Origin of the sequence: Acinetobacter sp. NIPH 542 (genome assembly GCF_000369825.1) — a bacterium.
GTDB classification, from domain to species: Bacteria; Pseudomonadota; Gammaproteobacteria; order Pseudomonadales; family Moraxellaceae; genus Acinetobacter; species Acinetobacter oleivorans.
Window position 1 is genome coordinate 12,247 of sequence record NZ_KB850205.1, and the last position, 15,958, is coordinate 28,204.

Genomic DNA, 15,958 nt, shown 5'->3' on the forward strand with positions numbered 1-15,958 from the left:
GAAGCCGACATCATAACGTGATTCAAGCGGGAGAAACCATGCTAAAAATGCAACGGCTTATACGGGGGTATTTTTTGGAATTTGCCAGAAAATAAGCGCTGTAATGACATTGATGCACCCGAGGCAAATGAGAGTGACATGGAATGCAGTGGTCACATGGTTAGCTCCATAATAATCAGTAAAGATATTAATGAGCGTGCCCGCGAGTGCTACGCCAATACTCATTGATAGCATCATGATCATCGATAAGAAACTATTACCGCTGCTTGCATCTTGTTGAGGCAGATCTTTTAAGGTCAATGTGTTCATACCCACAAATTGCAGTGAGTTTAATGTGCCAAATAAGAAAAAGTGTAAGGCTCTAAACCAAGTTGGAGTGTCAACTGTCATGATGGCGAAAGAGGCGATACATAGCCCGACCAGCGTTGTGTTGATGAGTAAAAAACGTCGATAGCCAATCTTTTGAATAATAGGTCTGACAATTGGTTTTGAAAATAATGAGCCTAAGACCAAAGGGATCATCATTAAACCTGCAATGAAAGGTTCAAAGCCAAAAGCCACCTGTAACATGAGCGGTAAAACAAAAGGTAAGGCATTACCACCAAAACGAGCAAAGAAATTACCTAAAATACCAATCGCATAAATTTTGTTTCTAAAGAGTCGACTGCGGAATAATGCATTTTGATGAGTGTGGGAGTGATAGGCATACCAAAGTGTTGCAATTATGCCGACGACTAAAAGTGAAATGCTGAACCAGTTTGAATATTCAGGTGAGGCTAAATGTTCGATACCCAAAGACCATCCAATCATGGCCACCACTAATAAGATGAAGCCGCCTAAATCAAATGTTTTGACTGAAGGTTCTTTTAAATTAGGCATGACTTTTAATGTCATTAAGATGCCTAAGATACCCATGGGAATATTAATCAGGAAAATCCAGTGCCAAGTTGCAACTTCAACTAACCAGCCACCTAAAGTTGGACCCGCCAAAGGCCCGAGTAAACCTGCAAGACTCATTAAGCTCATTGCAGCTAAAAACTGAGTTCGGGGAATAATCTTTAAAAGTGATAGTCTGCCAACAGGAAGTAGTAAGGCCCCGCCTACGCCTTGGATGACTCGGAAAAATAAGAGTTCATTGAGGCTCTGAGAAAGACCACAACCTAAAGAGGCTAAAGTAAAAATAACGATTGCCGATAAGAAAATATTTCTAACACCAAAGCGGTCTGCTAACCATCCACTTAAAGGAATGCAGGCAGCTACTGATAAAACATAGGCCACCACTACGCTATGCATGCGTAGAGGGTCTTCATTTAAATGGTGAGCCATGGCAGGAATAGCTGTATTTACAATTGTTGTGTCCAAAGCCTGCATAAAAAAGCCAATGGAAACCAAAAGTACGAGTAAGCGATATTCAGGTTGCAAGGCTTGGTGAGTCGGCGTGGCATTCATAACATTTGAAAGTTAACGTTTTGGTCTAGTGTAAAACAAATTGAAAGTAAAAAAAGTAAGACAATGTTGATTACCCCTTTAATAAATCTAAGTGCTTTTGAAGGTAGCGGTGAAAATAGGTAAAACAAAAAAAGCGGCAGAACCGCTTTTTTATGGAGAGTAGGTGGGTAACTAAACAACAAATCTTTTCGGCATTTTTAAATTTTTAATGACGTTATAAATTTGATCGACATCATCACATACAATTAATTTAGCTCGGTGCTGAAGGGGAAGAAAACCTTCTTGAACCGCATGGTCTAGTTGGGCAATCAATGGATTATAAAAGCCATTTACGTTATACAAAATCATGGGTTTTTGATGTTGATTAAGTTGGCCCCAAGTGGCTATTTCCAATATTTCTTCGAATGTTCCTAAACCGCCGGGTAATGCAATAAATGCACTTGCACGCTCTGCCATCATGGCTTTGCGCTCGTGCATGGTTTCTACGATATGTAATTCGGTTAAGCCAGCATGGGCTACTTCATAATCGAGCATAAATTCAGGAATGACACCGACAGCTTCTCCGCCGTTTGCGAGAACGCTTTCAGCAACTTGTCCCATTAAACCAATACTGGCACCACCGTAGACTAAACCGAAACCTTGGTCAGCAATTCCGTGAGCGAGTTCAATCGCCTTTTCTCGGTAGATCGGGTTATTTCCCGCACGTGAACCACAATATAATGCAATAAGAGGTTGTTTTGTTTTTACAGCTGTTATTGGTGAATCATTTACTGCCATTGTTAATACGCTATTCATTGTTTTATTTTCACCTTATCACGTTCATATTTCTTGTCTACACTAAGCAAAAAATATGACAACTTTATAAGCAGCTTTATAGTAAAGACTCATGTTTTGTATGGGTTTGGTGAATGCCTGTCATGAACAAATAAAAATGATGAATTTATGTTAAATCTTGCCTATACTAAAAATTCGTTTAACAACATATGAACAAATATGGGTAGTGGTTGTAGTCGCTCCGTTTTAATTTCTTGTCCTAAAAAAACATTTTCCCTCCTTTGTATGGGCATGCCTGCTGTGTTGCCAAATAAAGATAAAATCCAATCAGCACAGGAGCAGGATCGATGATCTTTGAATGGATGTCTGATCCATCTGCTTGGGTGGGTTTAGCAACTTTAATCGTTCTTGAAATTGTATTGGGGATCGATAACCTCGTTTTCATCGCTATTTTGGCCGAAAAACTGCCGCCAGAGCAGCGAGCTAAAGCACGTATAATTGGTTTAATACTCGCCTTAGGAATGCGGCTAATACTTTTAGCTTCGATTGCTTGGGTCGTGACACTGACAGAACCACTCTTCCATATTTTTAATCACCCATTCTCTGGCCGTGATTTGATTTTGTTGTTCGGTGGCGTGTTCTTGCTCTTTAAAGGCACCATGGAATTGCATGAACGCATGGAAGGTAATCAACTTCATAAAGAAGACAATCCTGTTCATGCTGCGTTCTGGATGGTCATTGTTCAGATTGTTGTGCTTGATGCCGTGTTCTCGTTAGATAGTGTGATTACCGCTGTAGGTATGGTGAAAGAACTGTCTATCATGATGGTTGCAGTTGTAATTGCCGTCGGAATCATGTTGTGGGCATCGAAACCACTTATGGACTTTGTGAATAAGCATCCAACGGTTGTTATTCTGTGTCTTGGTTTCTTGATGATGATTGGTTTCTCTTTGGTCGTGGAAGGTTTTGGTTTCCATATTCCGAAGGGTTACTTATACGCTGCAATTGGCTTCTCGGTTTTGGTGGAAATTATCAACCAAAGCATGCGCCGCAATCAGGAAAAACTGGTTACAACTACAGACTTACGTTATCGCACTGCCTCAGCCGTGTTACGTATGTTAGGCAGTAAAAGCAGTGGTTCTAGCTCAGATACGCAATCTTCTGATAAAGAAGATGTATTAGCTACACAAGCTTTTGCAGATGAAGTTTTTGACGAAGAAAATGGTGCTTATCATAGTGTGCTTGTGCAAGGTGTTCTGGGTTTATCAGAGCGTCCTGTAAAGTCTGTTATGACTCCACGACCTGAACTTGAGTGGATTGATTTAGACGACGAACCGGAAGTTTTAAAAGAACGTTTAATGTCAATGACACACTCCCGTTTGATTGTTGCACGTGGTGAGCTTGATAATATTGAAGGTATTGCACTTACTCATAAAGTTCTAAATGGCTTTATTGAAACAGGTGTGGTCGATTTCCAAAAGCATTTACGTGAACCTGTCATTGTGCATGAAAATGCTCAAGTACTTATGGTGATGGAGCAATTACGTCAAGCACCGTTACAAATGGCAATCGTTTTAAATGAATACGGTTCAATTGAAGGTATTGCAACGCCAATTGATATTTTAGAAGCCATTGCGGGTGAATTCCCTGATGAAGATGAGCTAGATGCAGCCGCTGAGAGCTTGGCAGATGGTTCATTAATACTTGAAGGTTCAACGGACATTCGTCACGTATCTCTTTTATTAGGCCGTGATTTGGTCGATGAGAGTGAACAGTATTCAACTTTGTCAGGTTACTTGCTATTCCATTTAGGTCGTTTACCAGAAAATGGTGAAGCTGTTGAAGCAGATGGTTATCGCTTTGAAGTGATTACGATGGAAGGTCATAAAATCGAGAAAGTTCATATTGTTTCTATCGAACAAGATGAATCAAAAGATTAAATGACATTTTAAGTCTAGAAACATCATAAAATAGCTCAACTCTGAGCTATTTTTTTATTTGAGAAACACAGAATGACTCAACACACTTGTCCATGTGGAAAAGGCAGCTATGCAGAATGTTGTGAGCCTTTACATTTAGGCACAGCAAAAGCCCTGACGGCAGAGCAGCTGATGCGTTCGCGCTATAGTGCTTTTGCATTACAGCAAATTGATTATATTGTGAAAACAACCGCTTTAGGCCAGCAAACTGCACTTGATAAAGATGCCATTGCAGATTGGAGTAAACAAAATCAATGGTTGGGTTTAGACGTCGTTAACGCTAAAGAAAAACTCGATAAAACCCATGCACAAGTTGAATTCAAGGCACATTATCATGATGGACAAAAAGCTCAGGTGCACCATGAGGTTTCACATTTTGTATATCAGCAACAACAATGGTTTTTTCTTGATCCCACTGTAGATATGCATGTCACCATGAAACAGCCTTGTATATGTGGCTCTGGAAAAAAATTTAAACAATGCTGTGCACAATTCCTATAACTTTATCTTAAAATACGCGCACCGTTTGGCCTGAGGGAAAGGGCAATGTTACTCACCGTTATTTATATTATTGCGATTACTGCCGAAGCCATGACAGGCGCACTGTCTGCTGGGCGACGGAGTATGGACTGGTTCGGTGTCGTACTGATTGCCTGTGTGACTGCTTTAGGTGGTGGGTCTGTACGTGATGTATTACTTGGTCACTATCCTTTAACTTGGGTAAAACATCCTGAATATCTTGTTCTGACTTGTTGTGCTGCATTTGTCACAATCATTATTGCCAAATGGATGCGTCATTTACATAACATCTTTTTGGTGCTCGATGCTTTAGGTCTAATTGGGTTTACCATTATTGGTTGTCAGATTGCCTTACAAATGGGGCATGGTTTTGTCGTATCGGCAGTAGCAGGGGTGTTAACTGGCGTTTCTGGTGGTATTTTGCGTGACATTTTATGTAACGACGTTCCGTTCGTTTTCCGTCGCGAACTTTATGCGAGTATTTCTTTTGTAGCGGTCATTTGCTATTGGGTATGCTTAGATTTGGGATTCAGTTTAGAGTTAACTGTTATTTCAACCTTAATTTTCGGTTTTACTCTGCGTTTGATTGCGATCTATTTCGGCTTAGAAATGCCTAAGTTTATTTATAAAGATGACGATGCAGAATCAGCTTCATCAACCGATGAACATTAATCATGCAGAATACGATGTGAGCATGCTATAACAATTAAATATTGTATTGCTCACTTATTCTTTCCAGTAGAGTTTTCTTATGGATCTGGTTTCACGTATACAAAATCTTCCAATTGGCAAATTCCACTACACATTATTGTGGGTGGTTGGTTTAGGTTGGATGTTTGATGCGATGGACACCGGTATCATTGCTTTTATCATGACAACGCTTGTTAAAGACTGGGCATTAACACCAGCCGAAAGCGGTTGGATTGTCAGTATTGGCTTTGTAGGAATGGCTATTGGAGCAGTTTGCTCGGGAGCTTTAGCAGACCGTTTTGGTCGTAAGACAATATTTGCCACGACCATGGCAATTTATAGTATTGCGACTGCCTTATGTGCATTTGCTCCTGATTTGAAATGGTTATTGATTTTCCGTTTTATTGTTGGCCTTGGACTTGGCGGGCAGCTACCTGTTGCGGTGACATTGGTGAGTGAGTATATACCCTCACATGTACGTGGTCGTTTTATTGTATTACTTGAAAGTTTTTGGGGTTTAGGCTGGTTAGTTGCGGCGTTAATTTCTTATTTTATTATTCCTAAATTTGGCTGGCATATCGCATTTCTGATGGGCGGCCTACCACTAATTTATATTTTAGTAATTTGGAAAAAACTCCCCGAGTCGATACCGTACCTGATTAACCGTGGACGTATCGAAGAAGCGCATGCTTTAGTACAAAAACTAGAAGCTCAGGCGGGTGTTCAAATTGTTCATCACATTGAAGTTGTGCCTGTCGCCATACAACAAAAAGTCTCTTTTAAACAACTTTGGAGTGGTCCTTTTGCACGTCGTAGTTTAATGCTTTGGCTCATCTGGTTTGGAATTGTGTATTCCTACTACGGCATTTTTACGTGGTTGCCAAGTTTATTGGTGAAACAGGGCTATGACATTGTTAAATCTTTTGAATATGTTTTGCTGATGATTTTGGCACAGCTACCAGGTTACTTAGCAGCGGCATGGTTTGTTGAGCGACTGGGTAGAAAAATTACTCTTGCTTCATTTATCGGATTTTGTGCACTGTCTGCATATTTCTTTGGACAAGCCGACAGCGTAAACAGCATTATGTTTTGGGGCTGCCTCATGTCGTTCTTTAATTTAGGGGCATGGGGAGTGTTATATACCTATACGCCAGAACAATATCCAGCCAATATTCGGGCTTTTGGTTCGGGCTGGGCATCGGCAATGGGGCGTTTAGGGGGAATTTTGGCGCCAATTGTTGTTACCCATATGATGGTTGCAAAGCATGGGTTTAGCCATGTTTTTATGATGTTTACCGTTGTTTTACTTTTGGTCGCAGCCGTAATTTTAATATTAGGTGAAGAAACCCAAGGGAAAAGACTAGAGTCGATAGGCTTGTAGTTTTGCCTAACTTTATAGCAAGTAACTAAAAATATAGAGAGATGAGACATAATTTGACGCTCAGGTGACAGACTCCCTCTTGTGTCTGTAACATAGCCCACTTAGCATAAGACTCATTTAAAATAACGACTGATTTGGAAGATAAGCTGACTATGACCAGCCTTGCGCATCAAGCGACAGAAAACCGCTCTGTAGCCGAATTTACTGAACAGGCTTACTTGAATTATGCCATGTACGTCATTATGGACCGTGCATTGCCGCATATCAGTGATGGCTTAAAGCCTGTACAGCGCCGTATTGTCTATGCCATGAGCGAGCTAGGCTTAAAAAATAGCGGCAAGCCAAAAAAATCAGCACGTACAGTAGGTGATGTGCTCGGTAAGTATCATCCTCATGGTGACTCGGCATGTTATGAAGCGATGGTATTGATGGCTCAGCCATTTAGTTATCGTTATCCTTTAATTGAAGGACAAGGTAACTGGGGGGCACCAGATGATCCTAAGTCATTTGCTGCGATGCGTTATACCGAAGCAAAACTTTCTGCCTACAGTGAATTATTGTTAAATGAGTTAGGTCAGGGCACAACTGACTGGCAAGATAACTTTGATGGTTCATTAAAAGAACCTATTACGTTGCCAGCGCGTATTCCTAATATTCTACTCAACGGCACAACCGGTATTGCCGTTGGTATGGCGACCGATATTCCTCCGCATAATTTACGTGAAGTGATTAAAGGAACGATTGCCTTAATTCGTAACCCACAAACTTCAGATGAAAAATTGGCTGAATATATTCCAGCGCCAGATTTACCAACAAAAGCTGAAATTATTACTCCGCCAGAAGAGTTACTCAAAATCCAGACCACTGGTCGTGGCAGTTACCGCATGCGAGCGGTTTATACCATCGAAAAAAATGAAATCGTGATTACTGAATTGCCTTATCAAGTATCGGGCTCTAAGGTGATTACTCAAATTGCCGACCAAATGCAGGCCAAAAAGCTACCATTAGTCGTTGATATTCGTGACGAGTCGGATCATGCAAACCCAACACGATTAGTGATTGTACTTCGCTCTAACCGTATTGATGCAGAAGCGGTAATGAGTCACTTATTTGCAACCACCGATCTAGAGTCGAGCTACCGTGTTAATTTAAATATGATTGGTGAGGATGGTCGTCCTCAAGTTAAGTCAATTCGTCGTATCTTGCTTGAATGGATTGAGATCCGTAAAAAAACGGTAACTCGCCGTTTAGAATATCATTTAAACCGAATTGAGAAACGCCTGCATATTTTGGCAGGTCTTTTAATTGCTTATCTTGATATTGATACAGTGATTCGTATTATTCGTGAAGAAGATCAGCCTAAACCAGTGTTGATGGAACATTTCAATATTGATGAGATACAGGCAGAAGCAATTTTAGAACTCAAGTTGCGTCATTTAGCAAAACTTGAAGAGATGGAAATCCGTCATGAACAAGATGAGCTTGCTGCAAAAGCTGCCATTATTCGTGAGCAATTAGAAAATCCGGAATCTTTAAAAAATCTGATTATTGGTGAGTTAAAAGAAGACGCGAAAAAGTTTGGTGACGAACGCCGTTCTCCAATCGTGGTGCGTGCTGAAGCTGTTCAGATTAAAGAACAGGATTTAATGCCAGCTGAAGCGGTAACGGTGGTTTTATCTGAAGCGGGATGGATTCGTGCTGCAAAAGGTGCGGATGTTGATGCAGAGAATTTAAACTATCGTGCGGGTGACCAATATTTAAGCCACGCTGTGGGTAAAACCAATCAACGGATCTATTTCCTTGATGAGACAGGGCGTAGTTATGCCTTGCCTATTAGCAGTTTGCCATCAGCAAGAGGTTTGGGCGAACCTTTAAGTTCTAAACTTGCTCCTGCAAGTGGTGTGTCGTTTATTCAGGTTTATCTAGAAGACGAAGAGTCTGAACTTATCGCTGCAAGTACATCAGGTTACGGGTTTAAAACTCAAACCAAACAGCTAGATACCAATGCCAAGGCAGGTAAGACATTCTTGTCTGTTCCTGAAAAATCAAAAGCTTTACCATTAATATCTGCTCAGAATATGACGCACTTAGCGGTGCTCAGCTCAGCAGGTCGACTCTTGATTATTGATTTGGCAGAACTACCAAATCTAAATAAGGGTAAAGGTAATAAGTTGATACAACTTGATGCGAAAGAGCAAATTTTATCCATGACAACCCTGAACTTAGATGAAATAATTCAGGTGGTTGCAGGTCAGCAACATCTAAAATTAAAAGGTGATGATCTACAAAAATATATGGGTAAACGAGCTTCAAAAGGTCAGCTCTTACCACGTGGATATCAAAAAGCAAATAAACTGTTGATTCAGAGATAAAGCTAGCGTCTGGCAACATAAATACGCTATATATGGCAACATGTTCAAGCAATGAACTGAACTTGTTGGTATTGAATAACGATTAAAAGGACAGCAATTTGGAGTACGTAATTTGTACTCCATGCAAAAAATTTGGCAGGGTTAAATTGTCAAAACTTCTGTCTCATAATCTTGTTCGAAGTGTCATGAATGTGCCAATAAGTTTTAAATATGTTCTGGCACCAAGAAGCTAAAGAATAGCTGGGGCATTGAATAACAGTTATTACTAAGGATTACGAATCGGAGATAATGGCATTATGGAAAAAATTTGGTTTGCAGAATACCAAAAAACAGGGATTCCAGAAACAGTAGCATTGCCTGCGGAAAATACCTCACTTGTTGATATTTTTGAGAGTAATTTCCAAAAATTTGGTTCTCGCGATGCCTTTATCTTTATGGATAAAGCGATGTCATTTAATGAGTTAGAACTTGCAAGTCGTAAGTTCGCGACCTATTTGCAAAATTTGGGGTTAGCAAAAGGAACTCGTGTGGCAGTGATGATGCCGAATGTATTGCAGTATCCTGTAGTTGCATTAGCTGTGTTACGTGCAGGTTTAGTGTTAGTAAACGTTAACCCACTTTATACTGCGCGTGAACTTGAGCATCAATTAAATGACTCAGGTGCAGAAGTACTCGTGATTATCGAAAACTTTGCCAGTGTTTACCAAAGCATTTTGGGTAAAACTCCAGTAAAGCATGTTGTAGTTGCATCAGTCGGAGATATGCTCGGTACACTCAAAGGTACTCTGGTGAATTTTGTATTACGTAAAGTACGTAAACAAATTCCAGCTTGGAATATTCCAGGACACGTTAAATTTAACTCAGCATTAAATAAAGAAAATGCGAGTAATTATAAGCGTCCGACTTTAACTTTAAGTGACACGGCTGTACTTCAATACACTGGTGGTACAACAGGCGTTTCAAAAGGTGCAGAGCTTACTCATCGTAATCTTGTAGCAAACCTACTTCAGTGTGACGGTATCTTCCAAAGTAAATTTGGAGCAAATGATGGCGCTAAAGGCGACCGTATTGTTTGTGCATTACCGCTTTATCATATTTTTGCGTTCATGGTTTGCGCGATGTACGGTATGTATAAAGGTCAGGCAAATATCTTGATTCCGAACCCTCGTGATTTACCAGCTGTTATTAACGAATTACGTAAATATCAACCATCATTCTTCCCAGCAGTAAACACATTGTTTAATGCTTTAGTGAACAATGAAGAATTCAAACAACTTGACCATAGCAATTTAAAAATGGCGATGGGCGGTGGTATGGCCGTTTTACCTTCTACAGCAGAAGCGTGGAAGAAAATTACTGGTACAACCATTATTGAAGGCTATGGTTTGTCAGAAACTTCACCGGTAGCAACTGCAAATCCACCTGCTTCTACTGAATTTAGCGGCACTATTGGTATTCCGTTACCTTTAACTGAAGTTGCTATTTTAGATGATGACGGTAAAGAAGTTGCTTTAGGTGAGCAAGGCGAAATCTCGATTCGTGGTCCTCAAGTGATGAAGGGTTACTGGAATCGTCCTGATGAGACAGCTAAAGTCATGACAGCGGATGGTTTCTTCCGTACTGGCGACATCGGTGTGATGGATAGCCGTGGATATACAAAAATTGTAGACCGTAAAAAGGATATGATTTTGGTTTCTGGCTTTAACGTTTACCCAAGTGAAATCGAAGAAGTTATTGCTAAACATCCAAAAGTATTGGAAGTTGCAGCTATTGGTGTTCCAGATGAAAAATCAGGTGAAGTGCCAAAACTCTTTATTGTGAAAAAAGATCAAAGCTTAACGACTGAAGAAGTTTTGAGCTTCGCTAAAGAAAACTTAACAGGCTATAAACGCCCTCGTTATGTTGAGTTTATGGATGAATTACCAAAATCAAATGTAGGCAAAATTTTACGTAAAGACTTACGTAAACCAGCCTAATCAGTTAATAAAAAAAGCGCCTTAAGGCGCTTTTTTTTATTTTAGTTTTTATGGCTTTTTATAAACCAGCGGTCTATATAAGGGCGTCCAATTCCGACCATCCCAACAAAAACAAGCATTGTGCCGAGTTGCAGGCGTAGGTGAGTTAAATCAAGCTGACCATAACTCAAATAATTATCTGCTAAACAATATATCGTAATCACAATGAGCCAATGCCACAAAGTAAGTCGTTTAATACCGACTGCAATAAAGGTAATTGTTAAAATAACAAAGGTGCCAAGTGTCGATTGCCAATTCAAGTTTGCACAAATCACACTAAGTAAAAAAGCCATAATAGGAAGTACGATTTTTAATATGCGATCTATCTGAAGTTGATTCTGTTTTTGCTTATCCAAGACTTCAAACAATTCTTTTTGATCAGGTTGTTGCATACATGGCCCTATTAATCAGTAATGACAAGTGATTGCATAAAATTTCAGGTAAAAACGCAATGTTATGATAGCATGATCAACAGTATTTTCAGTGATGGATGGCACTATGCAGGGCATCAGCGGCATTATCTATATTATTTTAGTGGCATGTTTGCTGCCATACGCATTTACCGTAATTGCAAAGTTTACAGGTGGTTTTCAGCCTGCCGATAATCAAAACCCAAGAGCTTTTTTTGCCAAAACAACTGGTTTGGCTGCTCGTGCAAATGCCGTACAACAAAATAGTTTTGAAAGCTTACCTTTATTCTTAACGGCTATTTTAATGGCTGAATATATGGTCGTTCCAGAATATTTTATTCTGAGATTAGGTTGGGCATATATTATTTTAAGAGTAATTTATGGGATCTGTTATTTAAGTAACTGGGCAACTTTACGTTCGATTGTCTGGTTCTTATCTATATTGTGCCCAATCTTCTTATTAGTCGTCACGATTAAACTGACTTGAGTGTCATTCTGTCATCATTCATATCAACTTTCGCGTGTGCGCATTGTATAATCGGCATCATTTTGATGATATCCACGCTATAATCGAGTGGATTTTACATCTGACTTCATAACGAAAGAGTATTGATATGAGTTACAGCAATATCCCAGCAGGTAAAGATGCCCCAAATGACATCTATGTCATCATTGAAATTCCTGCAAATGCAGCACCAATTAAATATGAAATCGACAAAGATTCTGATGCATTGTTTGTAGACCGTTTCATGGGTACAGCAATGTTCTACCCAGCGAACTATGGTTATGTTCCAAATACTTTGTCTGAAGATGGTGACCCGTTAGACGTACTTGTTGTAACTCCACATCCTGTTGCTGCTGGTTCAGTCATTCGTTGCCGTCCAGTGGGCAAATTAAAAATGGAAGATGATGGTGGTATCGATGCGAAATTAATTGCTGTTCCACACGAGAAATTGTCTCCATTGTATAAAGATGTTAAGGAATATACAGATCTTCCTCCATTATTGATTAGCCAAATTGAGCATTTCTTCAGTCACTATAAAGATTTAGAACCAGGTAAGTGGGTAAAAATCAGTGGTTGGGAAGGTGCTGACGTTGCTAAAGCTGAAGTATTAAAAGCAATTGAAGCTGCTAAATAAGCTTTAATTGATAAGGCTCAGAATGCCTCAATTGATATTCTGAGCTTAATAAAAAACCTACATCTGTTGCCAGACGTAGGTTTTTTTATGCTTGATAAATTTGTGAATTAGAATAATTTCACAGGAATATCAAGGAAGATACGCCATTCATTGGTGTCACCAATGTAAGCACCTTGGTATGAATCGCTTGCACGATAGTACGAGTTACGAATACGAAGGCTTGCATCTTTAGCAAAACCGCTTTGAACAGTGTATTTCACTTGGTTAAAGAACTCACGTTCCTGGGCACTGTCAGTTACATTTCTAACTTTGATGTCCCAACCGTATACAAATGCAGTCGTCCAGTTTAAACCAGGTAATACACCTAACTTACCAAAATCAACGTTGTATTGAATTTGTGCTGATTTTTCATCGTTACCGATGAAGTCAGACAAATAAGAGTTCGGTAAATAGATACTTTGGCCACCGTCAGCATTACCACCGTAATCATAACCAACATTACCACTGTTTTGTTGGTATGCTAACATCACACTATGTGGACCAGTTGCATAAGTACCTGAAATTGCCCAAATGTTATTAGACTTTTCTTCACCTGCTATACCAGTTTTACCATAATCTGGTGCTACTGCTCCAGTAGCTGAGTAGGTATTCGCATTCGCATCGAATTTAGTGTGGTAGCCACTGAAATCGTAAGTTAATGAACTGTCATTCGCCAAAGGCTGTTTATAGTTTACATTTACATAATGGCGTTCAAGAGCATTTTTACTGTCTAGACCATAGTAAGATGCATTTAAATTGTCATCAAATTTGTACTTAGCTCCCCAAACAATTGCACGGTCAAGATGACGACCATCTGTATTCACCTGATCAGAATATTGATCTTTAGTAAATTTACCAGCAATCACTTCTAAATTTTTAATTTCATGGCTAGTTAACAAAGTACCCGTGAAATATTCAGGTACCAAACGTGCTGTGTTACTTGCTAGAACTGGTAAATCAAGTACTTGAGTACCGTAACGTACTGTTGTATTTGAGAAACGTGCTTTAACGTTAGCACCACCACGTGCCCAGTGATCATAAGAATCACCAGCACCTTTTGTTGGTACGCCATCATCATTGAGACCAGTTTCACGTGGAATCATGTTATTGCCAGCGTTTTTGTTTGCGCCGATTTTAAATGAACCATCGCCAACAACACCTACACCGAAACCGACAATACCAGGAGTAAAGCCAGAATCAATATTTACGATTGCTGTTTGAGCAAATGAACTGGTATCATCCACGCCATTTTTTTTGTCACGGCTGATGTAACCTGTACGGAAGAGAATAGAACCGTTCGCATCTTCAACAAATCCTTTTGCCTCACTTTGCTCGCTTGCCTGAGCTGAGGAAATTATTGCCGCAGAAATGAGAACTGCTAATGTAAGTTTTTGTGCATTTAGCATATTTAAAGAACCTCATAAAAACGATAAATCCTGTGCCTTGTTATTGTTCAGGGCCTAGGATTTGAATCAATTGTATAAGTAATCTATAAAAAAGATATATTTTTGTTGATTTTATTTTATATATGCTATGCAGAAATTGATTAATGTGCTACTGCTTGTTGACTAAATTTACTATTAACCTTTTATACTTAATGTATTGTTTAAAATAAAAAAAGTAATTTATTTTTTAGTGTATTTTTACCATTTATTTTATATTCCAAGCTAAAAAAATAGTTGATTCTTCTGTTTATTTTTTAATCTTTTTTGATGGATATGTTTAGTTTTTGATCTTCTGTTGAGTTGATTTTTTCGACGATTTATTTTTAATATTTTTTAAAGTGTTACTTTATAACATTATTTTTAAGAACAATGTGCAAAAATAGATCACTCTAAACGAGCAATAGAATTTAGTTTAATTGGTCAAATTTAGTGCGATATTTTGCGTAAATTTTGTGCATTACTCTTTTTGCTCATATTGCTGATTAAAAAAGACCCAAAATAGTTCATAAGTTTAAAAATAGAAAAAATAAAGAAGTCTAATTAAATGAAATGCCCATTTACAGACCATTAAAAGCTTAGCTTTAACAAATTTACGTAATTTTTATATTTCCTAATCAAGGTTAAATAGAAAGTTTACATTGAGTAAATGAATACTTCCCATCTCGGTTACTAGTTTCCGATAAGGGGTTTTCATATGTTTATTATTTCTAAATGCACAAGAGTTTTATTTTATTTTATTGTTTTTTATGAATTTATATTTATACAAAACAAGCAGGGGTTTCAGTATAAAACAAGTTTGATCTCAAAATTAATGAAGCGCGTTGATAGCAAACATGGAATTGGCACAGCAATTGCTAAAGCTTAAGTAACACAATGTGTTTTATATACATAAATCGTGCATTCATTATGGGGGAGATCAGAATGATGAAATTTGCACTTAAGGCCTTAGGTCTTGGTATCTTTGCAGCAGGTTCAACCATGGCTATGGCTGAAGATGCACCATCTTTTTATGGTATCACCGCAACAGGGAGCGTCGCAGCAACCACAGACTACCGCTTCCGCGGAGTTACCCAATCATCAAATAATCCAGCGATTCAAGGTGGTTTTACTTTTTCTCATAAGTCGGGTGCTTATTTATCACTCTGGGGTTCAAGTGTTGATTTTGGAGTAACTGGCAACTCAACAGAAACTGATGTCGCTTTGGGTTATACCAATACTTTGAAATTAACGGATACGCTTGCGCCTACTTATGATGTCGGTGTAATTCATTATGGCTATATTGGTTCTGGTCATAGTTTTGACCGTAATGGAATTGGTTATGATGGTAAAAATGGATTAGATTTTAATGAGGTTTACGGTAAATTAACTTTTGCTGATTCTTTATTTAAAGGGGATGCACTTAGCGTAGGTGTGAACTATTCAGATGATTACTGGGCTCATTCTAAGCAGTTTTGGTATTTTAATGTCGGTTATTCAGCGCCAATTGCAGATACAGGATTTACTGGACTTGCATCAGTTGGTTATAACAAATTCAAAAATAAAGAAGCTTTAGCCGTAGTTGCTGGTGGTCCAGGTAAAGACGATAGCTATATCGATTATAAAGTGGGTGTAAACCGTAACATTCTAGGCATTTTGGCTGAGCTAGATGTTGTTGGTACAGATATTAGCACTTCTGGTATGACTGATGCTCAGAAAAAACCTTATGACACAGGCTTAGTCTTTAGTTTAACTAAAACATTCTAAGTT

General features: G+C 38.9%; 14 protein-coding genes. 10 read left to right on the forward strand and 4 right to left on the reverse strand.

All coding sequences use genetic code 11. The features are described 5' to 3' along the window. Positions 1 to 57: 57 nt before the first annotated feature. Both mdtD and F886_RS03420 read right to left on the reverse strand, forming a co-directional pair. A complete protein-coding gene (gene mdtD / locus F886_RS03415; protein ID WP_005301481.1) occupies positions 58 to 1,449 on the reverse strand; it encodes a multidrug transporter subunit MdtD in 1,392 nt (463 codons plus the stop codon). A 171-nt stretch (positions 1,450 to 1,620) separates the two neighbouring features. Next, positions 1,621 to 2,244, reverse strand: a complete 624-nt coding sequence (locus tag F886_RS03420; protein WP_005301482.1) for an LOG family protein — start codon at positions 2,242 to 2,244, stop codon at positions 1,621 to 1,623. Positions 2,245 to 2,570: 326 nt separating this feature from the next. On the opposite strand from F886_RS03420, the gene F886_RS03425 reads away from it, so the two are divergent. From F886_RS03425 to F886_RS03450, 6 genes are all read left to right on the forward strand, one after another. After that, on the forward strand, positions 2,571 to 4,163 hold the full coding sequence (locus tag F886_RS03425) for a TerC family protein (RefSeq protein WP_005301484.1): 1,593 nt from the start codon (positions 2,571 to 2,573) through the stop codon (positions 4,161 to 4,163). A 72-nt stretch (positions 4,164 to 4,235) separates the two neighbouring features. Further along, positions 4,236 to 4,703 carry a YchJ family protein gene (locus F886_RS03430; protein ID WP_005301486.1) on the forward strand — a complete coding sequence of 156 codons (468 nt, stop codon included), beginning with the start codon at positions 4,236 to 4,238 and terminating at the stop codon, positions 4,701 to 4,703. A gap of 45 nt (positions 4,704 to 4,748) precedes the next feature. Further along, positions 4,749 to 5,393, forward strand: a complete 645-nt coding sequence (locus F886_RS03435) for a trimeric intracellular cation channel family protein (RefSeq protein WP_004795225.1) — start codon at positions 4,749 to 4,751, stop codon at positions 5,391 to 5,393. A gap of 79 nt (positions 5,394 to 5,472) precedes the next feature. Then, positions 5,473 to 6,792: a niacin transporter NiaP gene (locus tag F886_RS03440; protein ID WP_005301502.1), complete on the forward strand. Its 1,320-nt coding sequence runs from the start codon at positions 5,473 to 5,475 to the stop codon at positions 6,790 to 6,792. Between the two features lie 152 nt (positions 6,793 to 6,944). Continuing rightward, positions 6,945 to 9,164, forward strand: coding sequence for a DNA topoisomerase IV subunit A (gene parC, locus F886_RS03445; RefSeq protein ID WP_005301517.1), 2,220 nt, complete (start codon positions 6,945 to 6,947; stop codon positions 9,162 to 9,164). A 296-nt stretch (positions 9,165 to 9,460) separates the two neighbouring features. Next, the gene (locus F886_RS03450; RefSeq protein WP_004795215.1) at positions 9,461 to 11,140 is read left to right on the forward strand and encodes a long-chain-fatty-acid--CoA ligase; all 1,680 of its coding nucleotides are present in this window, start codon (positions 9,461 to 9,463) and stop codon (positions 11,138 to 11,140) included. A gap of 41 nt (positions 11,141 to 11,181) precedes the next feature. On the opposite strand, the gene F886_RS03455 is transcribed toward F886_RS03450, so the two are convergent. Next, entirely contained in the window at positions 11,182 to 11,571 is a 390-nt protein-coding gene (locus tag F886_RS03455; protein ID WP_005301519.1) for a hypothetical protein, read from the reverse strand. A gap of 106 nt (positions 11,572 to 11,677) precedes the next feature. Between F886_RS03455 and F886_RS03460 the strand changes: the two genes are divergently transcribed. Both F886_RS03460 and ppa read left to right on the forward strand, forming a co-directional pair. After that, complete coding sequence (locus tag F886_RS03460) at positions 11,678 to 12,076, forward strand: MAPEG family protein (RefSeq protein WP_004795212.1); 399 nt, start codon at positions 11,678 to 11,680, stop codon at positions 12,074 to 12,076. A gap of 127 nt (positions 12,077 to 12,203) precedes the next feature. Then, entirely contained in the window at positions 12,204 to 12,728 is a 525-nt protein-coding gene (gene ppa / locus F886_RS03465) for an inorganic diphosphatase (protein WP_004795210.1), read from the forward strand. A 107-nt stretch (positions 12,729 to 12,835) separates the two neighbouring features. Here the strand turns inward: ppa and F886_RS03470 are convergent, their stop codons facing one another. After that, a complete protein-coding gene (locus F886_RS03470; protein ID WP_005301521.1) occupies positions 12,836 to 14,173 on the reverse strand; it encodes an OprD family outer membrane porin in 1,338 nt (445 codons plus the stop codon). A gap of 733 nt (positions 14,174 to 14,906) precedes the next feature. Here F886_RS03470 and F886_RS20330 point away from each other — a divergent pair. Next, a complete protein-coding gene (locus tag F886_RS20330; RefSeq protein ID WP_013199149.1) occupies positions 14,907 to 15,077 on the forward strand; it encodes a hypothetical protein in 171 nt (56 codons plus the stop codon). A 56-nt stretch (positions 15,078 to 15,133) separates the two neighbouring features. Then, complete coding sequence (locus tag F886_RS03475) at positions 15,134 to 15,955, forward strand: TorF family putative porin (protein WP_005301523.1); 822 nt, start codon at positions 15,134 to 15,136, stop codon at positions 15,953 to 15,955. Positions 15,956 to 15,958: the final 3 nt, after the last annotated feature.